Source organism: Bradyrhizobium sp. 482_C4_N1_8 (assembly GCF_052075965.1).
In the GTDB taxonomy this organism is placed as follows: domain Bacteria; phylum Pseudomonadota; class Alphaproteobacteria; order Rhizobiales; family Xanthobacteraceae; genus Bradyrhizobium; species Bradyrhizobium barranii.
Genome location: NZ_CP197231.1, coordinates 1194785 through 1219282 on the forward strand (window position 1 = coordinate 1194785; position 24498 = coordinate 1219282).

At 64.2% G+C, this 24498-nt stretch carries 23 protein-coding genes; 9 read left to right on the forward strand and 14 right to left on the reverse strand.

Features of this window, described 5'->3' with window-relative positions; translation table 11 throughout:
• Genes AB7Z56_RS05570 through AB7Z56_RS05580 form a run of 3 tightly spaced genes read left to right on the forward strand, consistent with a single transcriptional unit; the run spans nt 1 to nt 3933 of the window.
• Nucleotides 1–1110, forward strand: coding sequence for a microcin C ABC transporter permease YejB (locus tag AB7Z56_RS05570; RefSeq protein ID WP_028148358.1), 1110 nt, complete (start codon nt 1–3; stop codon nt 1108–1110).
• Nucleotides 1110–2288: an ABC transporter permease gene (locus tag AB7Z56_RS05575; protein WP_063980960.1), complete on the forward strand. Its 1179-nt coding sequence runs from the start codon at nt 1110–1112 to the stop codon at nt 2286–2288. Before AB7Z56_RS05570 ends, AB7Z56_RS05575 begins: the two co-directional genes overlap by 1 nt.
• Before the next feature lie 7 nt (nt 2289–2295).
• On the forward strand, nt 2296–3933 hold the full coding sequence (locus tag AB7Z56_RS05580; protein ID WP_063980961.1) for an ABC transporter ATP-binding protein: 1638 nt from the start codon (nt 2296–2298) through the stop codon (nt 3931–3933).
• A gap of 100 nt (nt 3934–4033) precedes the next feature.
• Here the strand turns inward: AB7Z56_RS05580 and AB7Z56_RS05585 are convergent, their stop codons facing one another.
• Together AB7Z56_RS05585 and AB7Z56_RS05590 are read right to left on the reverse strand one after the other, a co-directional pair.
• Nucleotides 4034–4888 carry a C40 family peptidase gene (locus AB7Z56_RS05585; RefSeq protein WP_063980962.1) on the reverse strand — a complete coding sequence of 285 codons (855 nt, stop codon included), beginning with the start codon at nt 4886–4888 and terminating at the stop codon, nt 4034–4036.
• On the reverse strand, nt 4881–6254 hold the full coding sequence (locus AB7Z56_RS05590; protein WP_063980963.1) for a leucyl aminopeptidase family protein: 1374 nt from the start codon (nt 6252–6254) through the stop codon (nt 4881–4883). The genes AB7Z56_RS05585 and AB7Z56_RS05590 overlap by 8 nt, the downstream gene beginning before the upstream one ends.
• 219 nt (nt 6255–6473) lie before the next feature.
• Between AB7Z56_RS05590 and AB7Z56_RS05595 the strand changes: the two genes are divergently transcribed.
• From AB7Z56_RS05595 to AB7Z56_RS05605, 3 genes are all read left to right on the forward strand, one after another.
• Nucleotides 6474–6677: a hypothetical protein gene (locus AB7Z56_RS05595; RefSeq protein ID WP_063980964.1), complete on the forward strand. Its 204-nt coding sequence runs from the start codon at nt 6474–6476 to the stop codon at nt 6675–6677.
• 250 nt (nt 6678–6927) lie between these two features.
• Nucleotides 6928–8427 carry a metallophosphoesterase family protein gene (locus AB7Z56_RS05600; protein WP_063986076.1) on the forward strand — a complete coding sequence of 500 codons (1500 nt, stop codon included), beginning with the start codon at nt 6928–6930 and terminating at the stop codon, nt 8425–8427.
• Between the two features lie 94 nt (nt 8428–8521).
• A complete protein-coding gene (locus AB7Z56_RS05605) occupies nt 8522–9334 on the forward strand; it encodes a tetratricopeptide repeat protein (protein ID WP_063980965.1) in 813 nt (270 codons plus the stop codon).
• A gap of 62 nt (nt 9335–9396) precedes the next feature.
• Here AB7Z56_RS05605 and AB7Z56_RS05610 read toward each other — a convergent pair whose 3' ends face one another.
• From AB7Z56_RS05610 to AB7Z56_RS05650, 9 genes are all read right to left on the reverse strand, one after another.
• Nucleotides 9397–10371, reverse strand: coding sequence for a type II secretion system F family protein (locus AB7Z56_RS05610; RefSeq protein ID WP_063980966.1), 975 nt, complete (start codon nt 10369–10371; stop codon nt 9397–9399).
• A 9-nt stretch (nt 10372–10380) separates the two neighbouring features.
• Nucleotides 10381–11358, reverse strand: coding sequence for a type II secretion system F family protein (locus AB7Z56_RS05615; RefSeq protein ID WP_063980967.1), 978 nt, complete (start codon nt 11356–11358; stop codon nt 10381–10383).
• A gap of 16 nt (nt 11359–11374) precedes the next feature.
• Nucleotides 11375–12838 (reverse strand): CpaF family protein, encoded by a 1464-nt coding sequence (locus AB7Z56_RS05620; protein ID WP_071916702.1) that lies wholly within the window; start codon nt 12836–12838, stop codon nt 11375–11377.
• A 21-nt stretch (nt 12839–12859) separates the two neighbouring features.
• Nucleotides 12860–14125: an AAA family ATPase gene (locus AB7Z56_RS05625; protein WP_063980969.1), complete on the reverse strand. Its 1266-nt coding sequence runs from the start codon at nt 14123–14125 to the stop codon at nt 12860–12862.
• Nucleotides 14122–14856: a CpaD family pilus assembly protein gene (locus AB7Z56_RS05630; protein ID WP_063980970.1), complete on the reverse strand. Its 735-nt coding sequence runs from the start codon at nt 14854–14856 to the stop codon at nt 14122–14124. Before AB7Z56_RS05630 ends, AB7Z56_RS05625 begins: the two co-directional genes overlap by 4 nt.
• 20 nt (nt 14857–14876) lie before the next feature.
• Entirely contained in the window at nt 14877–16352 is a 1476-nt protein-coding gene (locus tag AB7Z56_RS05635) for a type II and III secretion system protein family protein (protein WP_063986077.1), read from the reverse strand.
• An 11-nt stretch (nt 16353–16363) separates the two neighbouring features.
• Complete coding sequence (gene cpaB, locus AB7Z56_RS05640) at nt 16364–17158, reverse strand: Flp pilus assembly protein CpaB (protein ID WP_063980971.1); 795 nt, start codon at nt 17156–17158, stop codon at nt 16364–16366.
• Nucleotides 17159–17284: 126 nt separating this feature from the next.
• Complete coding sequence (locus AB7Z56_RS05645; RefSeq protein ID WP_014498226.1) at nt 17285–17809, reverse strand: A24 family peptidase; 525 nt, start codon at nt 17807–17809, stop codon at nt 17285–17287.
• Between the two features lie 340 nt (nt 17810–18149).
• The gene (locus tag AB7Z56_RS05650; RefSeq protein ID WP_014498224.1) at nt 18150–18314 is read right to left on the reverse strand and encodes a Flp family type IVb pilin; all 165 of its coding nucleotides are present in this window, start codon (nt 18312–18314) and stop codon (nt 18150–18152) included.
• A gap of 269 nt (nt 18315–18583) precedes the next feature.
• Between AB7Z56_RS05650 and AB7Z56_RS05655 the strand changes: the two genes are divergently transcribed.
• Nucleotides 18584–19411, forward strand: a complete 828-nt coding sequence (locus tag AB7Z56_RS05655; RefSeq protein WP_063980972.1) for a sterol desaturase family protein — start codon at nt 18584–18586, stop codon at nt 19409–19411.
• Between the two features lie 157 nt (nt 19412–19568).
• Nucleotides 19569–20066, forward strand: coding sequence for a pilus assembly protein N-terminal domain-containing protein (locus tag AB7Z56_RS05660; protein WP_063980973.1), 498 nt, complete (start codon nt 19569–19571; stop codon nt 20064–20066).
• Nucleotides 20067–20254: 188 nt separating this feature from the next.
• On the opposite strand, the gene AB7Z56_RS05665 is transcribed toward AB7Z56_RS05660, so the two are convergent.
• The 3 genes from AB7Z56_RS05665 to AB7Z56_RS05675 all read right to left on the reverse strand — a co-directional run bounded on the left by AB7Z56_RS05665 (nt 20255) and on the right by AB7Z56_RS05675 (nt 22617).
• On the reverse strand, nt 20255–20467 hold the full coding sequence (locus tag AB7Z56_RS05665; RefSeq protein ID WP_028148374.1) for a cold-shock protein: 213 nt from the start codon (nt 20465–20467) through the stop codon (nt 20255–20257).
• Nucleotides 20468–20734: 267 nt separating this feature from the next.
• Entirely contained in the window at nt 20735–21022 is a 288-nt protein-coding gene (infA, locus tag AB7Z56_RS05670) for a translation initiation factor IF-1 (protein ID WP_008131890.1), read from the reverse strand.
• 23 nt (nt 21023–21045) lie between these two features.
• Nucleotides 21046–22617 (reverse strand): DEAD/DEAH box helicase, encoded by a 1572-nt coding sequence (locus AB7Z56_RS05675; protein ID WP_063980974.1) that lies wholly within the window; start codon nt 22615–22617, stop codon nt 21046–21048.
• A gap of 507 nt (nt 22618–23124) precedes the next feature.
• On the opposite strand from AB7Z56_RS05675, the gene urtA reads away from it, so the two are divergent.
• Nucleotides 23125–24447, forward strand: coding sequence for an urea ABC transporter substrate-binding protein (gene urtA, locus AB7Z56_RS05680; protein WP_063980975.1), 1323 nt, complete (start codon nt 23125–23127; stop codon nt 24445–24447).
• Nucleotides 24448–24498 lie beyond the last annotated feature (51 nt).

Below are 24498 nucleotides of genomic sequence, written 5' to 3' on the forward strand. Positions count from 1 at the left end.
ATGAGCGCCTATATCGCCCGCCGCATCCTCCTGATGATCCCGACCCTGCTCGGGATCCTCTTCGTCTCCTTCGTCGTCGTGCAATTCGCGCCGGGCGGCCCGGTCGAGCGCGTCATCGCGCAGCTCTCGGGCGCCGACACCGGCGGCAGCTCGCGCATCTCGGGCGGCGGTGATTTCGCTCAGCGCGCGCCCGGTCAGCTGGGCGCTGGTGGCGACGCCATCAATTCGAAATATCGCGGCGCGCAGGGCCTGGACCCTGACTTCATCAAGAAGCTGGAGAAGCAATTCGGCTTCGACAAGCCGGCCCCCGAACGCTTCGCGCTGATGGTGTGGAATTTCGCCCGCTTCGATTTCGGCAACAGCTATTTTCGCGATGTCAGCGTGCTCCAGCTGATCAAGGAAAAGCTCCCGGTCTCGATCTCGCTTGGCATCTGGCTGACGCTGCTAACCTACCTGATCTCGATTCCGCTCGGCATCCGGAAGGCAGTCAAGGACGGAACGCGCTTCGATACCTGGACGTCGAGCGTGCTCGTGCTCGGCTACGCGATTCCCGGCTTCCTGTTCGCGATCCTCCTGATCATCCTGTTCGCCGGGGGCTCGTTCTTCAACTGGTTCCCATTGCGCGGACTGACGTCAGACGGCTGGTCGCAATTTCCCTGGTACTGGAAGATCATCGATTACTTCTGGCATTTGACGCTGCCGCTGATCGCCATGGGGCTCGGCGCGTTCACCACCATGACGTTCCTGACCAAGAACTCGTTTCTGGATGAGATCCGCAAGCAATACGTGATGACCGCGCGCGCAAAGGGCTGCAGCGAGAATCGGGTGCTCTATGGCCACGTCTTCCGCAACGCGATGCTCATCGTGATCGCGGGCTTTCCCAGCACCTTCATTCACGCTTTCTTCTCGGGCTCGCTTCTGATCGAGACCATCTTCTCACTGGATGGGCTCGGACTGCTCAGTTTCGAGAGCGTTCTCAACCGCGACTATCCCGTGGTGTTCGGCACGCTCTTCATCTTTTCGCTTGTCGGCCTCGTGATCAACCTCATCTCTGACCTGACCTACATGTGGATCGATCCGCGGATCGATTTCGAGGCACGGGAGGTCTGATGACACTGACCGCCCCGACCCCGATCGAAACCACCGCAAAGTCGCCGCTCGGCGATGCCGTGCCGATCACACGCAAGCCGTTCGTGCCATCTCCGCTCAACCGGCGGCGCTGGCAGAATTTTAGGGCGAACCGGCGCGGTTACTGGTCGTTCTGGATCTTCATGATCCTGTTCGTGGTGTCGCTGTTTGCCGAGCTGATCGCCAATGACCGGCCATTCCTGATCAAGTACGACGGCCATCTCTACTGGCCGGCCTTCGTCACCTATTCCGAGACGACCTTCGGTGGCGACTTCGAGACGGCGGCCGACTACCGCGATCCCTATTTGCAGAAGCTGATCAAGGACAAGGGTGGCAGCATCGTCTGGCCGCTGATCCGCTATTCCTACGACACCCACAATCTCGACCTGCCGACGCCGGCGCCGTCGCCGCCGACCTGGATGCTGACGGAGGCGCAGTGCAAGCCTGTCGTCGAGAAGAAGGGCCTCAAGAGCTGCCGCGACCTCGAATACAACTGGCTCGGCACCGACGATCAGGGCCGCGACGTGGTTGCGCGCCTGATCTACGGTTTCCGTATCTCGGTGCTGTTCGGCCTGTGCCTGACCATTGTCTCCTCCGTCGTCGGCATCGCGGCCGGCGCGGTGCAGGGCTATTTCGGCGGCTGGGTCGATCTGTTGTTCCAGCGTTTCATCGAGATATGGACTGCGATCCCTTCGCTCTACCTCTTGCTGATCCTCTCGTCGGTGCTCGTGCCTGGCTTCTTCGTGCTGCTCGGCATCCTGCTCCTGTTTTCCTGGGTGTCGCTGGTCGGGCTCGTGCGCGCGGAGTTCCTGCGCGGGCGCAATTTCGAGTACATCCAGGCCGCGCGCGCCCTCGGCGTGTCGAACGCCGTGATCATGTTCAAGCATCTGCTGCCGAACGCGATGGTCGCGACGATGACGTTCCTTCCGTTCATCGTCTCCTCGTCGGTCATGACGCTCACGGCCCTCGATTTCCTCGGCTTCGGGTTGCCGCCCGGCTCGCCGTCGCTCGGCGAACTGCTGTCGCAGGGCAAGTCCAACGTGCAGGCGCCCTGGCTTGGTTTCTCCGGCTTCTTCTCGGTCGCGATCATGCTGTCGCTCTTGATCTTCATCGGCGAAGCCGTGCGCGACGCCTTCGATCCGCGCAAGACGTTCAAGTGAGGGCGTGATGGACGCGATCAACCAGCCCCTGCTTGCCGTCCGCGACCTCTCGGTGGCCTTCCACCAGGGCGGCGCCACCACGCTCGCGGTCGACAAGGTCTCGTTCCAGATCAAGCGCGGCGAATGCGTCGCACTGGTCGGCGAGTCCGGTTCCGGCAAGTCGGTCAGCGCGCTCTCGATCCTGAAGCTCCTGCCCTATCCGAATGCCTCGCATCCCTCGGGCAGCATCCGCTTCAAGGGGCGGGAGCTGATCGACCAGTCCGAGCAGCAGATGCGGGAGATTCGCGGCAGCGATATCTCCATCATCTTCCAGGAACCGATGACCTCGCTCAATCCGTTGCACACGATCGAGGCGCAGATTGGCGAGATCATCCAGCTCCACAATCCGACCAGCAATGCCGAGGCGCGCAAGCGGACGCTGGAACTGCTGACGCAGGTCGGCATTCCCGAGCCTGAAACGCGGCTCAACAGCTATCCGCACCAGCTCTCCGGTGGTCAGCGCCAGCGCGTGATGATCGCGATGGCGCTCGCCAACGAGCCGGACCTCTTGATCGCGGACGAGCCGACCACGGCGCTCGACGTCACCGTGCAGGCGCAGATCCTGACGCTGCTCGCGGAAATTCGCTCACGGCTCGGCATGAGCCTGCTGTTCATCACCCACGATCTCGGCATCGTGCGCCGCATCGCCGACCAAGTCTGTGTCATGAAGGGCGGTGAGATCGTCGAGCAGGGGCCGGTCGAGCAGGTCTTCAGGACCCCGAACCATCCCTATACGCGCGACCTGCTCGCGGCGGAGCCGAAGCCCGATCCGGCGCCGCCGCAGCCGAATGCACCGGTGGTGATGTCCGCCGATGATTTGAAGGTCTGGTTTCCGATCAAGCGCGGCCTGATGCGCAAGACGGTCGGCCACATCAAGGCGGTCGACGGCGTCAGCATTGCCGTACGCAAGGGCGAGACGCTCGGCGTTGTCGGCGAGTCCGGCTCGGGCAAGACCACGCTCGGGCTCGCCCTGATGCGGCTGATTTCCTCGAACGGGCGCATCGTGTTCCTCGGCAAAGATATCCAGGGCCTGCGCTTCAAGGAGATGCGCCCCTTCCGGCGCGACATGCAGATCGTGTTCCAGGATCCGTTCGGCTCGCTCAGCCCGCGCATGTCGGTTGCCGACATCATCGCCGAGGGCCTCACCGTGCACCAGCCAAAGCTGTCGCGCGAGGAGCGTGAGGAGCGCGTCGTCAAGGCACTCGAGGACGTCGGGTTGAAGGCGGACACCCGCTATCGCTATCCGCATGAATTTTCCGGCGGCCAGCGCCAGCGCATCAGCATCGCGCGCGCGGTGGTGCTGGAGCCGGATTTCGTCGTGCTGGACGAGCCGACCAGCGCACTCGACATGCTGATTCAAGCGCAGATGGTCGACCTCTTGCGGGAACTCCAGCGCAGGCGCGATCTCACCTACATGTTCATCTCGCACGATTTGCGCGTCGTCGCCTCGCTCGCCAGCCATCTCATCGTGATGCGCGGCGGCAAGGTGGTCGAGGAGGGACAGGCCGCCGAACTGTTCAAGAGCCCGAAGACGGATTACACGCGCGCGCTCTTCGCGGCGGCGTTCCGGCTGGAGACGGCGGGGAACGGGGCGGTGGCGACCTAGTCTTCAGTCGGATGGGTAGAGCGAAGCGAAACCCATCGCATCGCAGCGCGTGGTGAGAACGATGGGTTTCGCTGCGCTCTACCCATCCCACGAAGTCGTGCTACAGCCGCTTGATCGTGACGATTTCGCTGCCTGCTGCCTTGATCCGCGCGATCGCCGGTTCGGTCGCCTCGATCGCGGTTGCCATGTGATGGGCGTTGGCGTGAACCATGGTGCTGCCATCGCGGACGATGGCGACATGTCCCTTCCAGAAAATGAGATCGCCGCGTTGCAGCTTGGTCCGCTCATGCGGCTCCAGCGCGCGGCCGAGCCCTGCCTGTTGCATGTCGCTGTCGCGCGGGCAGCCGATGCCTGCTGCTGTCAGCGAGACCTGCACGAGTCCGGAGCAATCGATACCGAGGCTGCTCTTGCCGCCCCAGAGATAGGGCGTGCCGACGAAGCGCTCGGCGACCGCGACGAAGTCCGGCTCGCGATGATCGAGCCGGGCGAGATGGGCCTTCGGCAGATATTGTCCGTCGCGCGTCACGGCGAAGCTGCCGTCCTCGCGCACCACCGCAATCTTCGAGCCCAGCGCGAGCGTGCCGGCCGGCGGCAGCTTGATCGAGGGACCGGGGAAGGCGAATGTCCGGAGCGCGCTCACCTTGTGGGTCGGGGCGGCCGATGGCTTCATCAGCGCTGCATCAGGCAGCCAGCCGACATAACCATCGCCACCAAGCTGGCCCCAGGCCCAGCCCTCGCCATTGCGATCGTAGACCGTGACGCGTTCGCCGCGCAGCGCCTCCGTCATCAGCATCGCGTTCGACGACGGCTGCTCGCGCACGGGTGCGATCGCCTCGAAGACCTCGAATTCCTCGCCCGTGACGAAGCGGTCGGCTTGCACCTTGCCTTCGAGATATTTCGCGGCGAGGTCGCCGCGCGCCGGTGTCAGCCTTGGATCGTGTGCTGGATCATGCATAGCGCTCGCTCAGTAATGTGTAGATGGCGCGCGCGGCCTGGCATTCGCCGCCTTCGGGCCGCGCCGGCTTCGCCGACGGGGTCCAGCCGTAAATATCCACATGAAGCCAGCTCTTTGCCTGCTCGACGAACCGTTGCAAGAACAGCGCGCAGGTGATCGAGCCGGCAAAGCCGCCGGAGGGTGCGTTGGTGATGGTGGCGGTCTTGGAGTCCAGCCACGCATCGTAAGGCGGCCACAGCGGCATGCGCCACAACGGATCGTTCTCCTTCGCCGCGCAACGCGCGACGTCGGCGGCCAGCGTCTCATCATTGGTGTAAAAGGGCGGTAAATCCGGCCCCAGCGCGACGCGCGCCGCGCCAGTCAGCGTGCCCAAATCGATCAGAAGGTCCGGCTTTTCCTCGTCGGCCAGCGCCAGCGCGTCGGCGAGCACGAGCCGGCCCTCCGCGTCGGTGTTGCCGATCTCGACCGTGATGCCCTTGCGCGAGGTGAAGATGTCGAGCGGCCGGAAGGCATTGCTGGAGACGGCATTTTCGACCGCCGGAATCAGCACGCGCAGGCGGACCTTGAGCTTCGCATCCATCACCATGCGCGCGAGCGCCAGCACGTTGGCGGCACCGCCCATGTCCTTCTTCATGATCAGCATGCCGCTCGACGGCTTGAGGTCGAGCCCGCCGGTGTCGAAGCAGACGCCCTTGCCGACCAGCGTCACCTTGGGATCGGCCGGATCGCCCCAGACGATGTCGATCAGCCGCGGCGCGCGGTCGGAGGCCATGCCGACGGCGTGGATCAGTGGAAAATTCGTCCTCAGATCCTCGCCGATGGTGCAGGCAAAGCTCGCACCGAATTCCGTGGCGAGCGCTTGCGCGGCCGCGGCGAGCTCTTCCGGGCCCATGTCGTTAGCCGGCGTGTTGATGAGATCGCGCGCCAGCATCGCGGCATCCGCCATGCGATTGATCTCGGCCGCGTCGACGCCATCGGGCGGTACCAGCCGGACGGCGGGGCGGTCAGCCTTGCGGTAGCGGGCGAAGCGGTAGCTGCCGAGTGCAAAGGCGAGCGACGCCAACCGCGCATCGTGGGGGGCATTGGCAAAGTGATAGATGCCCGGCGGCAGCAGGCCAGGCAGGGCGCCCGGCCGGAACAGGTCGCGTGATCTCGCGCCCTCGTCCTCGAGTCCGAACAGCACTTGCGCGATCGCTCCGTCCGGGGCGGGCAGCGCGAGATAGCCACCCGGCTTGGCGGCAAAGGCGCTCGCGGCGGCGAACTGGCGCTGCACCGGCGGCAATTTCTCGGCGACCTGATCCCAGCTCGACTTGGTGACGAAGGTGATCGGGATGGCGGTGGGCGATGTCTCGAAGACAGAAGGCATTGGCGGGTCCGGATCGTCAGATCAAGCAGGTCATGCGAACGGACGAGACTTCGCAGAGTTTCGCCGCGGCTGCAATCGGCTTTGCTGTCACCGTTCAGCGACCCGCTACTCGCCGCAAGGGGCCCATGCTAGGTTCCGGCAACGGCCGCCGGATCGACTGGGAAAGTGTGCAGGAGATGACCGGCGGCCGAAGACGAGGCCTGCCGGGAGGAAACTGCAATGGAATTTGTGTGGAGCGTGGTCACATTCATCGGCCAGGTCGTCGAGGCGATTTTTGGTTATGTCGAGCATCATCACTGGATCTTCGCATTCCTTGCCGGCGGTTACGTCTTCTATCTCCACGACCGCTCCGTCCACGCGCGGTTCGATGCGCTCGACAAGCGCATCGACGAAATCCGCAAGCGGCTTGCCATCGAATATTGATCGGGTGAGCGAAACCATCGCCGGGCGGATCTCGTACCCATGCTGAGAACTGCCGTTCACGAGCGCGCGGCCGCGGGGCTTTACTAGCGCCGCGGTTGTGGCATTATTGATGGATATTTTAGATTGTGCCGTGCGGTTCTGCCGAGCGCAACAACGCGGCGGGCCGGCTTGATATCCGGCCAAACCTGTTCGTCGAAAGCATTCTTCTCATCGTTTGGGCGGCGCAGCATTCGCAAATGAGCGGCGCAAAATGGATAGAGCGTTCGTTATTGCGCAGATTTCCGACCTGCATCTGGACGGGTCAGGCCGGCTGCTGGCGACGACCGAGGCGCTCGGTGCCGCAATCCGCCAGGCGATGGCGGACTTCGCGGACGTTCCCGATCGCATTCTGCTGATCACGGGTGATCTCGTGGACGACCCGACGCCGCGCGCGCTGGACGAAGCGCTCGCCGTCATCGCGTCCTTCCGGCAGACCGGACTGTTCACCGACATCCAGGCGGTCGCGGGCAATCACGACGTCAAGCGCCCGAGCCAGCGCGCGGGCCGCCACGACGTCTATGATTATTTGCATCTGCCGCGGAGCTCGAAGAGCGTCTATTACCGCCAGGCCGGCCTCGATCTGGTGCTGCTGGACTCCAACCGCGCGAGCCTCTCGACGCTCGCGAGCGGCCATGTCGACGAGAGCGCCTACAGCGCGCTTGTCGCGGATTCCGCCCGGCTGAGCGTCGAGCTCGCGGGCAGCATGGGATCCGTGGGGCGCGCCGACTATGCCGAGCCGGCGGAAAACCTGGTGCGCGTACTGGCGTTGCATCATCATCCGCTGCCGCAGGCGACCGGCGAAGGAAAGCGGTTTCTCGGCGTCCCCGACGAACCGCTGATGTATCTCGCGGCGCCCGCAACGTTCCTCGAAGCGGCGACGTCGCTCAACGTCAATCTGGTCCTGCACGGACACCGGCATGTCGAGGGGCTCACCCGCTATTCGATTCCGGATCCGCGTGCCACGCGGAGCGAAAGCGGCGAAGCCTTCTGGCGTACGATCTACGTGCTCTCCTGTCCGTCCTCGACCGGGCAGGCCGGTGACGATGCCGGCTTCAACATCATTCATTTTGGCGCATCGTCCCAGGCCGGCCGCACGGAGCACCAGTTCGCGATCACGCGCTATTCGCGGCCGCGCAACGACGGCACCTTCGGGCTGCTCGACTCGAACCTGCCGGACGGCGTCATCAGGTTGCCGGCAGGACGGGATTTTTCGCGTGATCCCGCCGTCCAGTCGGCCATCGAGATCGCCTCATGTGCGATGCTGAAGCGTGATCAAGTCGCCGCACAGGCTCGCCGGCTCCTGATGCGCCGCGCTTTCTATGCCGACAGCGAGGTGGACTGGCCGAGCGCGCTCCACGCCTATCTCGTGACCTCATGGGCCTGGGCCGATATCGAGGGCAAGTTCGCGAGATCGGAGCGCAGGGATGACGCCGGGGCGCTGGCCGCGGTGAAGTTGCTGCTGCGCCGCCTGATCGAGCACTGCGCCGATGTGCTCGGCATTGACGATGTTCAGCTCGACGAGCTGCTTGCGAAGCGGCTGGTCAACCGCGACGACTTCCGGCGCGAATGGCCCGGGATGCCGAGCGCGGGCGTCGATGTTGCCCAGGCGCGGCGGCTGCAATTGCTGCTGCACGACCTGAACGAGCCGGTGAGGGTGCTCGGTCTCGAGCTGGCCCTCGGTGGCGAGCCGCCGCCGCAGACACCGCCGTGAGGGGCAGCCAGGCTGACGTTAACCGGCCGTTAGGGTTAACAGTCTATTGCTGGCGCGTTCGGCTCGATCAATCGGCTCGTGAGTCAAAAGCGTCATGCGTCAACGGTTCAGTCTTGCCCGGCTTCTCGCGTCCACTTCGCTGGTGGCGGCAGTGGCCATGGGCCTCGGCGGCTGCACGGCCATGTCGAAACTCTCCGACGTCACAGGCTCTGTCGGGCCGCGGACGGAAGCCGCCCCCGCCGATCCCGCGCGCGCCGTCGACGTCTATGGCGAGCGCTACCGTGCCAATCCCAAGGACGCCGACGCGGCGCTCGGCTACGGCCAGGCCTTGCGCGCCAACGGCCAGCGCGCCCAGGCCGCCGCCGTGCTCGAGCAGGCGACCATCGCCAATCCCGGCAACAAGGCGCTGCTCGCGCAGTATGGCCGCGCGCTCGCCGACAACGGCAATTTTCAGCAAGCCTTCGATGTGCTGTCGAAGGCGCACTCGCCCGACAATCCGGACTGGCGCCTGCTCTCGGTGCAGGGCACCGCGCTCGATCAGATGGGCCGCCACGACGAGGCGCGTTCCTATTATGCGAGCGCGCTGAGGATCGCACCAGGCGATCCCGGCGTGCTCTCCAATCTCGGCCTGTCCTACATGTTGTCGAAGGACCTGCCGAAGGCCGAAGAGGCGTTGCGGCAGGCCTACGCCTCGCCGCGCGCCAGTACCCGGGTGCGGCAGAATCTCGGCCTCGTCATCGGTCTCCAGGGCCGTTTCGCCGAAGCCGAGACGATCGTGAAGGCCGACCTGCCGCCCGACCAGGCCGCGGCCAATGTCGCTTACCTCAAGGAAATGCTGAGCCGCAGCGACGCTCCGCGCGGCGCACCGAAGCGGACGCCGGTCGCCTCGCTCAGCCAGCCCGATTGATCAGAACCTGATCTTGCAATCCTGAAGCTGCCGGCGGACCGCGCGCGGTCCGCGTCTCGACGTCAGTGCAGCTCGCTGATCTTGATGCCGGTCGGTCCGAGAATGACGACGAACAGCACCGGCAGGAAGAACAGGATCATCGGCACCGTCAACTTCGGCGGCAGCGCGGCGGCCTTCTTCTCGGCCTCGTTCATGCGCATGTCGCGGTTTTCCTGCGCCATGACGCGCAAGGAATGCCCGAGCGGGGTGCCGTAGCGCTCCGCCTGCTGAAGCGCGAGACACACCGACTTGACGCCCTCGAGCCCGGTGCGCCGCGCCAGGTTCTCATAGGCGACCTTGCGATCCTGCAAATAGGACAGCTCGGCCGTGGTCAGGGTGAACTCCTCGGACAGCGCGATCGACTGGCCAACGATTTCGGTAGCGACCTTCCGGAACGCCATTTCGACCGACATGCCGGATTCGATACAGATCAGGAGCAGGTCGAGCGCATCGGGGAAGGCGCGCTTGATCGATAGCTGGCGCTTGGAGATCGCATTCTTGAGGAACAGCATGGGCGCCTGAAGGCCGAGATAGGCCGCGCCGATGCAGATGCCGATCTTGATCGGCATCGACTGCTGCATATGCGCGATCAGGAACACGTAGATGATCGAGCCGACGAACAGCACGAGCGGAGCCACCATGCGGGCGAAGAGGAAGGTGATGTAGGGCGCCTGGCCGCGATAGCCCGCCATGATGAGCTTGTCGCGCGCGGCTTCCTGCGCGAGCCATTTGGTGAGGTTGAAGTCCTCGACGACCCGGGAGACGACCTGCTTCGGCGTTTGGCGCAGCGAGACCTTCTCGCTCTTGTTGAGGCGCTCGCGCTCGCGCTGGCGGATGCGCTCGCGCTCACTCGCCACCGCCTTCATGCGCTTGGCGAGGCCTTCGCCGGCGAAAAGCGGCATCACCAGCGTATAGACGGTGGCGCTGGCGGCGATGGCCGCCAGCAGCATGGTCATGAAGCGGACATCATGCAGTTTCGAAACGAGGAATTCGACCATACGGCACCGTTAGAAATCGAAATTGATCATCTTCTTCATCACCATGATGCCAATCGACATCCAGACGACGCAGCCGACCAGCATGAGCTGGCCGGTCGGATGGGTCCAAAGCAGCGAGATGTAGTGCGGAGTCGTGAGATAGACGAGGAACATCACGATCGGCGGCAGCGAGCCGATGATGCCGGCCGAGGCCTTGGCCTCCATCGACATCGCCTGGATCTTTTCCTTCATCTTCTTGCGGTCGCGCAGCACCTTGGAGAGGTTGCCGAGCGCTTCGGAGAGGTTGCCGCCGGATTTTTGCTGGATCGAGATGACGATGCCGAAGAAGTTGGCTTCCGGCAGCGGCATGCGCTCGTACAGACGCGAGCAGGCCTCGCCGAGCGGCATGCCGATCGCCTGGGTCTCGATGATGGCCAGGAACTCGCTGCGCAGCGGCTCAGGCGAGTCGGCGGCGACGACCTTGATCGATTCGAACAGTGGCAGGCCCGCCTTGATGCCGCGAACGATCACGTCGACCGCATCGGGCAGCGCCGCCAGGAATTTGTTTTCGCGTCGCTTCTTCAGGAAGCCCAGCGCCCAGCGCGGCAGGCCGAAGCCGCCGGCGAAGGCAAGGCCCGCGGCGCCAAGCAGGCCGCCGCCAACGAACATGGCGGCCGCGAACAGCACTCCCGCCACGACGGCGGACACGATCCAGAATTTCTGTGGCGTCCAGTCGAGCCCTGCCTGCGACAGGCGAACACCGAGCGGAACGCTCTTCTCCTGCTGGCGCCGCGCCTCGAGATCCTTGAGCGACGTCTCGACCTGCTCGCGGCGCGACCGCTGGCTCTTTTCGGTCTGCTTGGCCGCGGGCGCATCGGCGCGCGCGATCGAGGCACGGCGGTTTTCCGCCTTCCGTTCTCCGGACAGGAGCGGATAAAGGAACACCCAGGCGATGCCGCCGACGGCGGCGGTGGCTAGGAAGGCGAGGGCAAGGACCTGCATGTTCATGGCTGCGCCGATCTGCTCATGTCTTCGGCGCGACTTCCGCCGCATCGAGCGCGGCGGCAAGGCGCTTCTCGTCGCCGTAATAGCGCGCACGCTCCCAGAATTTCGGGCGGCCGATGCCGGTCGAGCGGTGCCGGCCGATGATCTTGCCGTTGGCGTCCTCGCCGACCATGTCGTAGAGGAAGATGTCCTGGGTGATGATGGTGTCGCCTTCCATGCCCATCACCTCGGTGATGTGCGTGATGCGGCGCGAGCCGTCGCGCAGGCGCGCGGCCTGGACGATGACGTCGATCGAAGCGCAGATCATCTCGCGGATGGTGCGCGAGGGCAGTGAGAAGCCGCCCATCGTGATCATGGATTCGCAGCGCGACAGTGCTTCGCGCGGATTGTTGGCGTGGAGCGTGCCCATCGAGCCGTCATGACCGGTGTTCATGGCCTGGAGCAGGTCGAACGCCTCGGGTCCGCGGACTTCGCCGACGATGATGCGTTCGGGGCGCATACGCAGGCAGTTGCGCACCAATTCGCGCATGGTGACCTGGCCTTCGCCCTCGATGTTGGGCGGACGGGTTTCGAGTCGCACCACGTGCGGCTGCTGGAGCTGGAGCTCGGCCGCGTCCTCGCAGGTGATGATGCGCTCGTCGTGCTCGATGTAGTTGGTCAGGCAGTTGAGCAGCGTGGTCTTGCCGGAGCCGGTGCCGCCGGAGATCAGCACGTTGCAGCGGACGCGGCCGATGATCTGGAGGATTTCCGCGCCCTCCGGCGAGATCGCGCCGAACCTGACCAGCTGATCCAGCGTCAGCTTGTCCTTCCTGAATTTTCGAATGGTGAGCGTGGGCCCGTCGATCGACAGCGGCGGCACGATGGCGTTGACGCGGGAGCCGTCGGCGAGGCGCGCGTCGCAGATCGGCGAGGATTCGTCGACGCGCCGGCCGACCTGGCTGACGATGCGCTGGCAGATGTTGAGGAGCTGCTGGTTGTCGCGGAAGCGGATACCGGTGCGCTGGATCTTGCCGGCGACCTCGATGTAGACGGTGTCGGCGCCGTTGACCATGATGTCGGCGATGTCGTCGCGCGACAGCAGAGGCTCCAGCGGGCCGTAGCCGAGAACGTCGTTGCAGATATCGTCGAGCAGCTCTTCCTGCTCGGCGATCGACATCACGATGTTCTTGATCGCGATGATCTCGTTGACGATGTCGCGGATTTCCTCGCGCGCGGACTCGGAGTCGAGCTTGGCGAGCTGGGCGAGGTCGATGGCCTCGATCAGCGCACCGAAGATCGTTGCCTTGACCTCGTAGTAATTGTCCGAGCGGCGGGATTCCATGGCCGGCGCCGGCCGCGCGGGGGCAAGCGGCGGCGAGGCGACGGCCGGCGGGGGCGGCGCGCGCGACACCGCGGGCGCCGGAGCCTGGGCAGGCTCTGGCGACACGGCGCCGGGCTTGGGAGCCCGAGTATCGGTGTCTGTTCCGCTACGCTTACCGAACACTTAACAACTCCATGCGGCGGCTTATTTTCCCCGCAACTTGTCAATCAGGGGTGAAAGCAAGGAAGACTTTTGCTTCTTCGTCTCGCTGCGGCCGGTCAGGCGCTGGGCGATTTGAAGGAACATTTCGATCGACTTGTGGTTGGCGGAGATCTCCGCGATCATCTGGCCGTTGTTGGCGGCCGAGCCGAAGATCTGCGGTTCGAACGGGATCGAGACGACCGGCTGGCTCTCGATCGCCTTGGCGAACTCGGCGGCGGCAATTTCGGGCCGTTTCGGGACGCCGACCTGGTTCAGGCAGTAGAGCGGAGGCCGATCGTTGGGCCGCGAGGCCTTCAGCAGATCGAACAGGTTCTTGGTGTTGCGCAGATTGGCGAGATCAGGCGCTGCCACAATCAGGATGTCGTCCGCCCCGATCAGGGCGCGCTTGGTCCAGCCCGACCATTGATGCGGAACGTCGAGCACGATGCACGGCATGGTGGAGCGCAGCGTGTCGAACACGGCATCGAAGGCGTCGGTGCCGAAATCATAGACCCGGTCGAGCGTCGCCGGCGCCGCCAGCAGGCTGAGATGGTCGGTGCATTTCGACAGCAGGCGGTCGATGAAGGCGGTGTCGACGCGATCCGGCGAGAACACGGCATCCGCAATACCTTGCGGCGGGTCCTGGTTGTAGTCGAGCCCGGCGGTGCCGAAGGCGAGGTCGAGATCGGCGACGACCGAGTCCATTGCGAGGTCGCGCGCGATCGCCCACGCGACGTTGTGGGAGATGGTGGACGCGCCGACGCCGCCCTTGGCGCCGACCACGGCAATGATGCGGCCGACCGCCTTGGCTTCGGGCGCCGAGAACAGGTTGCAGATCGAGCGCACGACGTCGATCGCGCCGACCGGCGCGAGCACGTAGTCGCTGACGCCGCGGCGCACCAGCTCGCGGTAGAGCGTGACGTCGTTGATGCGGCCGATCACGACCACGCGGGTGCCGGCGTCGCAGACCGTGGCGAGATGGTCGAGGCCGGTCAGAAGATCGTTGCGGCCGTCGCTCTCGAGCACGATCACGTTCGGCGTCGGCGCCGAGCGGTAGGCTTCGATCGCGGCCGCCATGCCGCCCATCTGGATCTTCAGATGGGCCTTGCCGAGACGACGGTCTTCGCCGGCCGACTGCACCGCGGCAGCGGTCTCGACGGTCTCGCAGAAAGCCTGGACCGACACGCGCGGTGAGGGAGCAATATGCTCCTCGACCGGCGTCGGCGCCTCGGACTGCTCTTGTTGAGTCTGGCGAGCGTAGCTGATCATTTGCCGGTGTCGCTGAGTTTGGCCTTTTCGGCCTCAGGATAGGTGGTCGCCGTCGTCGTTCCCTTGCGATACTTCTCGAAGGCCGTGGTGCGACGCGCCGTATAGGACGGCGTTTCAGGCCGCGGCTGCTCGAGGTCCGACGGATTGTCGATCATCGCCGCCATGTTGCGCTGATAGGCGCAGCCGTAATTGTAATAGTCCTTGTTCTCGAACCAGCTCTTGTTCTTCATCGAGGGGCCGATGTCGTCCGGCCACAGGCCACAGGGACCGGCGATCGCGGCGATCTTGGAATAGGTGAGCCGGATCGGCGGCAGGAAGCGCCTGTCTTCCGGCTGGTAGGGGCGAATGTTGACGCCCCGCGGCGGAACGCCCGCGCCCGCCAGCATCGCCTGGATCTCGCGCATCGTGTCCGCGACCGGACGCGCGTTGGGCGTACCGGACGGCACGTCGATGCGGATGGCGCCGGTGCCTTCGTGCAGCCAGGCCGAGGCGACGCCCATCACGTCGGCGCGCTGGGCGGCGGTCAATCCGCCGCGGGCGTGGCCGACGAAGACGACGATCGAGCGGTTCTGCTCCTCGATCGCGATCGGATGGCGCTGCTTGTAATCGTCGGGGATGGAGGCCGTGACCGCTTCGTTGTGCTGGCAGCCGCCGAGGGCGAGCGCCAAGCCGACGAGCGCGCCACCGAAACGGATGGCGCGTTTGCGAATCTGGGGTGGTGCTGTGATCATCGTGAAATCCCCGTTCCGCCTCAGTCGGTAATGAAGCCGTAGGTGCCGCGGTAGTTCTTGGCCGGTTCGGTCCGGCCGGGCACGCCGTAGATGCGGTTGATATTGCCGAGCAGCTCGGCCTGCGGGTCTGCAGGCGCGGCGAAGCCGTCATCCGGCCGCGACAGGTCCTTTGGCGACGCGGCGCGAACGACATAAGGTGTCACGATCACCACCAGCTCGGTCGCGTTGTTGACGAAGTCACGGCTGCGGAACAGCGTACCGAGGATCGGGAGCTGCATCAGTCCCGGCAACCCGCTGACCGCCTGCTTGGTCTGCTGCTGGATCAGGCCGGCCATGGCCATCGCGCCGCCGGAGGGAATTTCGAGCGAGGTTTCGGCGCGGCGGGTCTTGATCGAGGGCACCGTCAGCGAGTTCACCGAGTTCGAGGTCACAGCCTGCGACAGCGTGATCGAATTTTCGTTCGACAGTTCCGAGACCTCGGTCATCACGCGCAGGCTGATCTTGCCCTCGCTCAGCACGATGGGGGTGAAGTTGAGCGAGATACCGAACTTCTTGAAGCTGATCTGGGTGGTACAGACATGCGTGGTGGGATCGCACGCATAGCCCGCCGGTACCGGGAATTCGCCGCCGGCGATGAAGGTCGCGGACTCACCGGAGATCGCGGTCAGGTTCGGCTCGGCCAGCGTCCGGATCACGCCGGCGCTCTCCATCGCGCGCAGGGTCGCCTGCACCGACGGCGTCGCGCCGAACTTCGTGGTCAGGGCGTTGCCGTCCACCAGGTTCTTGCCAAGAGCCGTGAAGGGGTTGGAGTTGGTGAAGCTCACCACCGAGGTGCCGTAGTTCAGGTTCGCCGTGAGATCGATGCCAAGCTGCTTGATGATGGTGCGCGCGACTTCGGCGACGGTCACCTTCAGCATGACCTGGTCGCGGCCGCGGACCACGATCGAGTTCACCACCTTTTCGGCACCGCCGGCGAGGCGCGCGGCGAGATCATTGGCCTGCTGCGCTTCCAGCGGGTTCGCCGCCGAGCCTGTCAGGACGACACCGTCGCCGAGGCCGTCGATCTGGATGTCGGAATTGGGCAGGACCTGCTTGAGCGCTGCGCGCAGGCCGTTGAGGTCGCGCTTGACCGCGATGTCATAGGCCGCGATCTGCTGGCCGGCGGAATCGAAGAACACAATGTTGGTCTGGCCGACCGAGGCGCCGATGATGTAGGCGCGCTGCGACGAGCGGACCACCGCATTGGCGATCTTGGGATCGGCGACGAGCACGTCCTTGATGTCGCGCGGCAGGTCGATCACGATCGACTTGCCGACGCCGAGCGAGAGGAAGCGTGCGTTCATCTGACCGTCGGCCGCGACCTGCGCCACGGGGCGGTAGTCGGCGGCGATCGCCGGGGTGAGCACCGGGTTGAGCGTCAGCGCGAAGGCGGCCGAAAACGACAGGGCGCGGACCATTGAGGTTCGCATCGTCGCCAAATCTGCCCTGCATTTCATATCGACAGTCCTCATCGTGCCTTCGCCGTCGCGCTTGGGATGCCGTAGCGAATGATCGAAACGCCATCGCGCTTCGCGGAATCATCGAGCGTGATCTCGCTCATCTTGACGTCGGCGATGCTGCGCAGCGCGAGCGACAGCGTGCCGCTCTGCCGGGCCGCGGAGAGCGTCGCCGTCTGCGCGGGATTGAGCTCGAGCGTGACGGTCTTGCCCACCACGGCGTTCTGGCCGTCCTTTTCCTTCGGCGCCTGGTCGATGGCCAGCACGCGGACGTTGGCCAGGATGATCTCGGACGTGACGATGTCCTGGGCGCCGGCGCCCTGGTCGGCGTTCTTGAGGCGGCGCGTCAGAAGCACGTCGACGCGGTCGTTGGGCAGGATGAAGCCGCCCGCGCCGGTCTCCGGCGAGATCTCGGTCGAGATCGCGCGCATGCCGGTCGGCAGGATCGCCGCCATGAAGCCGGAGCCTTCGGCCCTGACCAGCTTCTGGTCGCGGATCGGCTCACCCTGGATGAAGGGCGCGCGGGCGATCGAGCCGATGACCTGGGTTGCGCCCTCGGGGCGCTCGTTGCGGCGGATGAAGGTGGAGCTCGCGGTCGCAGCCGGCCAAGTCTGCCATTGCACGTCTTCCGGCTTCACGGTCTGGCCGAGGCCGATGTCGTTCTTGGCGACCAGGACGTCGACGGTCGGAAGCTGTGCGACCGGAGCCGCCGGTGGCGGCGCAGAGTCCGAGCCGCTCGCCAGGTACGCGGCGACACCGCCGGCGCAGATGGCGACCGTCAGGACGACAATGCGTGCCCTATTCATACGCTTCACTTTCCACAAAACGCCGCGACGCAGCCGCCGCCGTAATCGGCAGTTGACCAGCTATTCGTCAAAGCATGGTTAATGAGGCGTATCTAAATCGGCTTAACGCCGGCTTACCCGGTGGGTTCAGCGCAGTGCGAGGTGAGCGAGGTCGATCGCCTTCACCCATTCGGTCTCCGGATAGACCATCAGCGCGCCGAGCGTGAGCGCGATGCCGTAAGGAATGCCGCTCTCCTTGTCGTGCAGCCGCGCCAGCCAGGCCTGGCCCGCCAGCCCGTAAGGCAATGGCCATTGCCGGAACTGGAGCAGGAGCAGCGTCAGCGCTCCGCCGAACAGCGAGGCGTAGAGCAGGAAATCCATCAATTGCGCGAAGCCGAACCAGAGCGCGACCGAAGCCGCGACCTTGGCGTCGCCGCCGCCCATCCAGCCCATCGCAAAGCAGCCGAAGGCCACGACGAGGAGCAGTGCGCCGGCGCCGACATGGCTCAGCATCTCGTAAGGTGCCATGCCACCAGCGAACGCGAGCACGAAGAAGCCCGCGATCAGCGCCAGCGACACGCGGTTCGAGATGGTCATCGTGAAGAGATCGCTCGCGGCGGCGAAGGCCATCAGGGCCGGGAAGAGCAGAAGGCGCGCAAGGTCGAGGATCATGGGCGGCGTCTTGAGCTTGGGTTCATCGCGGGATCGGGGTGTCGCCGCATGCTAGCCGGCAGTGCTAAACAAACCGACAACGGCGGCAGCGGCGCTGCGAGCAGGGACCTGCCGGAGGCGCACTCACCAGATGCTGGCAATGCGCGCGGCGAGGACGGCCGTCGCGAGCAGCAGCGCAAGGCAAACCCAGTACGCTGGCGAAGAGGTCTCGGCCGCCTCCGCCTCGCTCGCCGCAACCGCGGCTTTCGTTCTGTACTCGCGCAACGCCACTGGAACTCGCCGCATTCAGAAAAACAAAGGCCCCGGAAGTCCGGGGCTTTTGCCGTCGTTGGTCGGTCGCTTACTTCAGCGAGGAGCTGATCGAGCCGAACTTGGTGTTCAGCGAGCTGCCGAGGTTGTTGACGACGGTGATGATGGCCAGTGCGATGCCGGCGGCAATCAGGCCGTATTCGATGGCGGTGGCGCCGGATTCATCCTTCGCGAAACGCGCAATCAGGTTCTTCATGAACTAAACTCCGTCTGGGGTGTGATCGCCTCGTTCGGCGCTGTGCTTGACGCGATAAACATGAGATCCGAGCTCTTTCGGTAGAGTTAATTCGATCGGGCAAACCCGCTTCCAGCCCGATGCTTTTGCCCAGAGTGAATTTGGCCTTAAGGATGCAATCGAAATTCTTCCTGTTCCAAATGCGCCCCAAGCGCGCCGTGGACTTCACCCTCCCTTAAATTTCGGGGAGTAGGCCTAAGCGGGATCAGAAGTTTGGAAGAGAGGCGACGATGTCGAGCCTGCCCATGCAAGTCGCCTTGATGCTCGGCGAGACCATCCAGAAGATGGTCCCCGTCACCTTCGTGCTCGCGGCGGTCTTCACCGTGCTCGAGCATTTCTGGGCCTGCAATCCCGGCGCGCCGTGGTGGCGCAAGCGCGAGATCCTCACCGACATCTGCTACTGGTTCTTCGTTCCGGTGTTCGCCCGCACCATGCGGATCGGACTCCTGATCGTCGGTGCCGGCGCCATCTTCAACATCCACGACGCCGACGACCTGATCGCCTTCTACGACAATGGCCATGGCCCGCTGGCGCAGTTGCCGCTGTGGGTACAGGCCATACTGTTCCTGGTGCTGTCTGACTTCATGCTGTACTGGCTGCACCGGCTGTTCCACGACGGCGGATTCTGGAAGTACCACGCCATCCATCATTCGTCGGAGGAGATCGGGTGGATTTCCGCAGCCCGCTTCCATCCCGTCAATCTCATGCTCGGGACGATCGGCGTCGACGTCGTGCTGCTGATGGCCGGCATCTCCCCGAACGTCATGATCTGGCTCGGTCCGTTCACTACCTTCCATTCGGCGTTCGTGCACGCCAACCTGAACTGGACCTTCGGGCCGTTCAAATATGTGCTGGCGACGCCGGTGTTCCACCGCTGGCACCACACCGCGCTCGAAGAGGGCGGTGACACCAATTTTGCCGGGACGTTTCCGATCTGGGACGTGCTGTTCGGCACCTTCCGCATGCCGGAGGGGAAACTGCCGCAGGACTACGGCAAGGACGAAGCGACCATGCCGAAGGAGATCGGGGGCCAGCTCGCCTATCCGTTCCGCCAGTAAGGGATCTTCCGAGGCAGCAAAGCGCCAGTCCGTTCAAACAATAGTCGGCGAGTTTGCGGAACGTTCACGAATTAAGGGCAGGTTAGCCGGGTCGGGCACCGGCTCCGCTGTGTATCGAATCGCTTCTGCCGGTTTGTGACGTCCCGGGGGTAAGAGTATGCGTAAAGAGTTGCTGCGCCGTCATGCGCGCGTTTGTCTTCTGGTTGCGGCTGCGGTGCTGGCATCGCCGGCCGCCAGCCTTGCCGAGGCGACCGCCGACACCATCGCCGTCAATGTCGACCAGGCCAAGCTGGTCCGGCTGCCCGGCAAGGTGGCGACCATCGTGGTCGGCAATCCCCTGATCGCCGACGTCACGCTCCAGCCCGGCGGCATGATCGTCGTGACCGGGAAGGGCTATGGTGCCACCAATTTCATCGCACTTGATCGGGGCGGTGAGATCCTGGTCGACCGTCAGATCCAGGTCGAAGGTCCGAGCGACCGGCTCGTCACCGTCTATCGCGGGGTCGAGCGCGAGTCCTACAGCTGCATGCCGCTGTGCCAGCGCCGCGTGACGCTCGGCGACAGCGACAACTATTTCAACAACACGATGAGCCAGGCCGGTTCGTTGAGCAACAACGCCAGCGGCAATGCCGGCGCGGCCGCCAAAACGAACTAGCAAGACGAGCTCGCAAGACGAACTGGCAAGACCGACGCGTTGTCCAGCGTCCACGACAGCGCGGATGCGGCCGGTACGATCTGCTGAGTCCATCCGCTCTTTCGGACATAAAAAAAAGGCCGTGCGTTGCGCACGGCCTTTTCCTTTTGCTTGCTCGCTAGAGCCGTCCGGGCCAAAGGCCCGTGGGCTCAACCGGCGGCGCGGAGGTTGTCCGCTGCCGACTTGCCGGAACGACGGTCGGCCACGATCTCGTAAGAGACCTTCTGACCTTCACGCAGCGTGCCGAGACCGGCGCGCTCGACGGCGCTGATGTGTACGAAGACGTCCTGGCCGCCATCGTCGGGCTGGATGAAGCCAAAGCCCTTGGTCGCGTTAAACCACTTCACGGTTCCCATGCTCACGGGGTAGTTCCTTCTCAGATGTGCAGTGTCGAAGCCTACTTTCGCAGGCGGGTTAGATCGAGTTTCTGGAAGGGTCGTCAGCGTGTCTGAACCGGCTGTACCGGTGGATGCCAATGTCGTCCGGCCGAAAATCGATGAGTGATTTTATTGGAATTAAGGCACCAAAACAATCCTGACGTGCACGATTTTTTGATCCGCCGCGATCGACACGGCGGATCAGCATACAGGTCAGAATTTTACTTTCGCAGCCGAGATGCCGGAAGCGGATCAACGGCGGCGGAACTGGCCACCGCGCTGTCCGGGACGGGGAGGCCCGCCCACGCCACTCGGACGTTCGTCCTTGTGGCGGAAAATCAGCCGGCCCTTCTCGAGGTCGTAGGGCGACATTTCCACGGTCACGCGGTCACCCGCCAGCGTCTTGATGCGGTTCTTCTTCATCTTGCCGGCGGTGTAGGCGACGATCTCGTGCCCGGCGTCGAGCTGCACGCGGTAGCGCGCGTCGGGGAGGATTTCGGTGACCAGTCCTTCGAACTGGATCAGCTCTTCCTTAGCCATGAATTTCTCCAGGTCGTGGACGGCTAGTGCGAATAGGGTTTGCGGGTCGGTTGGCCCATCGGCCGACTCTCGCGGCGTAAAAAGGCCACGCCTTGTATCCCATCGGGCTTGCCGGCGCTATGCGCGGAACGCTGTTCCGGGCGCTCGGTTGGGGAAGAATGCGTCTTACCACCGGACCGTTGGCGGCGAGACCCCTTCGAGACCTTCTGGCTACCACCGGGACGTCCGTCAACATGCCTTCCGTCACCGTGCCGACCTTCGCCGGGCCTTCCGTCGCCATGCTTGGCGGCGCTATGGTGGCGTCCGTCGGCATGCCTTTCGTCGGTGCGTCGTCCGTCAGTGTGACGTCCCTCACCATGCCTTGCGCCTTGCGGACGCTGGCCCGGGCGGCCCGGCCGGCCCTGTCGTTGCTGCGGCGGGGGCGGACCCGCATCGCGGCGCCCGGCATCGGTGCGGTGATCCTCACGCGATAGCGTTACCTTGATCAGCCGCTCGATGTCGCGGAGATAGCTGAGTTCCTCGCCGCCGGCGACCAGCGAGATCGCGGTGCCGTCGGCGCCGGCGCGCGCGGTGCGGCCGATGCGGTGCACATAGGTCTCCGGCACGTTCGGCAGGTCGAAATTGATGACGTGGCTGATGCCGTCGACATCGATACCGCGGGCGGCGATGTCGGTGGCGACCAGGGTGCGGATCTCGCCCGAACGGAACTGGGCGAGCGTCCGCTCGCGATGGTTCTGCGACTTGTTGCCATGGATGGCGCTGGCGGCGATGCCAGCCTTCTCAAGCGTCTTCACGACCTTGTCGGCACCATGCTTGGTGCGGGTGAAGACCAGCGCGCGATTGACCGGCTCGTCCTTCAGGAGCTTGGTCAGGAAGGCGGGCTTGGCGGAGAAATCGACCTGGATGATGCGCTGGTTGATCCGCTCGGCGGTCGAGGACACCGGGGTGACCGCAACGCGGGCGGGGTCCCGCAGCATCGCGTCGGCGAGCTCGGCTATATCCTTCGGCATGGTGGCCGAGAAGAACAGCGTCTGCCGCTTGATCGGCAGCTTGGCGACGATTTTACGGATGTCGTTGATGAAGCCCATGTCGAGCATGCGGTCGGCCTCGTCGAGCACGAGGAATTCGACGCTTCCAAGCTTCAGCCCGTTGCTCTGTACGAGGTCGAGCAGCCGGCCGGGGGTCGCCACCAAGACCTCGAGGCCAGGCATCAGCGCGCGAACCTGGCGGCCCATCGGCACGCCGCCGATGGCGAGCGTCGAGGACAGCCGGATGTGGCGGCCGTAGGCGTTGAAACTGTCGAGGATCTGGCCGGACAGCTCGCGGGTGGGCGAGAGCACCAGCACGCGGCAGGTCTTCGGCTGCGGCTTGATGCGGTTCTCGAGCAGGCGGTGCAGGATCGGCAGCGCGAAGGACGCGGTCTTGCCGGTGCCGGTCTGGGCGATGCCGACGACGTCGCGGCCGGTCAGTGCCGTGGGAATCGTCTGGGCCTGGATGGGGGTGGGGGTGACGTAATTCTCTTCGGCGAGAGCACGCGCGATGGGTTCGGCAAGGCCGAAGTCCTGAAAGGAAGTCAAAAGATGGGTTCTTTCCATGTCGAAAGCGAGCGCCCGGCGCAATCAGCGGGGCACGCGCAATAAGGGTGTCGAATGGACACCTGCGTGTTTGGGGTGTCGGATGGCTTGATGGGATGGGGCAAGCCAGAGGCCCGGAAAGGGCTTAAGAACACGCGGCTCGCTACGACCCCTTGATTCGCAAGAGGTCTCGAACCTCCATATGGAACATTCAGGGGGCGGTTTCAAGGCAACGCGGCCTCAAACCGTGATTGCAGTGCAGAAATAGTTATGCCGGAAATTTAGACAGGGTTATTGTTTTGCTTAAAAAATAACCTGTCTGCCGCATTGGCATACATTTTATTCGCCCAAGATTTGGGCAATCGGACTGCGGCGAAAGTTGGATTGCAGCAAAATTATATAATCTGACCAATAGGTTGGCATGTGCCCAGCCCATGGCATGGTTCTTGCGATTCCATTAATCGCAGGCGGCCGTGGGGCCGTTTCGCAGCGTCTTTTTCACGTCTGCGTCAGGGAGATGATACATCCATGCTTAACAAATCCACTCACGATATAGCGGCGTCATTTAGCCGCCGTGGCGTTCTCGCCGCGACCGCCGGACTGATGATGGGTCTGGCTTCATTGACTGGCGCCAAGGCCGCGGACGACACCATCAAGGTCGGCGTCCTTCATTCTCTCTCCGGCACCATGGCCATCAGCGAAACCACGCTGAAGGACACCATCCTCTTCCTCATCGACGAGCAGAACAAGAAGGGCGGCGTCAACGGCAAGAAGCTCGAAGCCGTCGTGGTCGATCCTGCCTCGAACTGGCCGCTGTTCGCTGAAAAGGCGCGCGAGCTGATCACCAAGGACAAGGTCGCGGTCGTGTTCGGCTGCTGGACCTCGGTGTCGCGCAAGTCCGTGCTCCCGGTCTTCAAGGAGCTGAACAGCATCCTGTTCTACCCCGTGCAGTACGAGGGCGAGGAGAGCGAGCGCAACGTGTTCTACACGGGTGCTGCGCCGAACCAGCAGGCGATCCCCGCCGTCGACTATCTGATGAAGGACGAGAAGGTGAAGCGCTGGGTGCTCGCGGGCACCGACTACGTCTATCCGCGCACCACCAACAAGATCCTGGAGGCCTACCTGAAGTCGAAGGGTGTCGCCCAGGAAGACATCATGATCAACTACACGCCGTTCGGTCATTCCGACTGGCAGACGATCGTGGCCGACATCAAGAAGTTCGGCTCGGCCGGCAAGAAGACCGCGGTGGTTTCGACCATCAACGGCGACGCCAACGTTCCCTTCTACAAGGAGCTCGGCAACCAGGGCATCAAGGCCAAGGACATCCCGGTGGTCGCGTTCTCGGTGGGTGAGGAAGAGCTCGCCGGCATCGACACCAAGCCGCTGCTCGGTCATCTCGCCGCCTGGAACTACTTCCAGTCGATCAAGTCGCCCGAGAACGAGAAGTTCATCAAGGCCTGGCAGACCTACACCAAGAACCCGAAGCGCGTGACCAACGATCCGATGGAAGCGCACGTCATCGGTTTCGACATGTGGGTCAAGGCGGTCGAGAAGGTGAAGTCGACCGATCCGGACAAGGTGATCGACGCGCTGCCCGGCATCGAAGCCAAGAACCTGACCGGCGGCACCTCCAAGATGCTTCCGAACCATCACATCACCAAGCCGGTGTTCATTGGCGAAATCAAAGCCAACGGCCAGTTCGACGTGGTGTGGAAGACCCCGGGTCTTGTCGCAGGCGACGCCTGGTCGAAGGAGCTCGATGGCTCCAAGGACCTGGTCGGCGACTGGGTCGGCAAGAAGTGCGGCAACTTCAACACCAAGACCAACAAGTGCCTCGGCTCGGGCTCCTGATCCCGATCTGTCGGTTCATTGCACGACGGGAGGAGGCGGCTATTCCGCCGC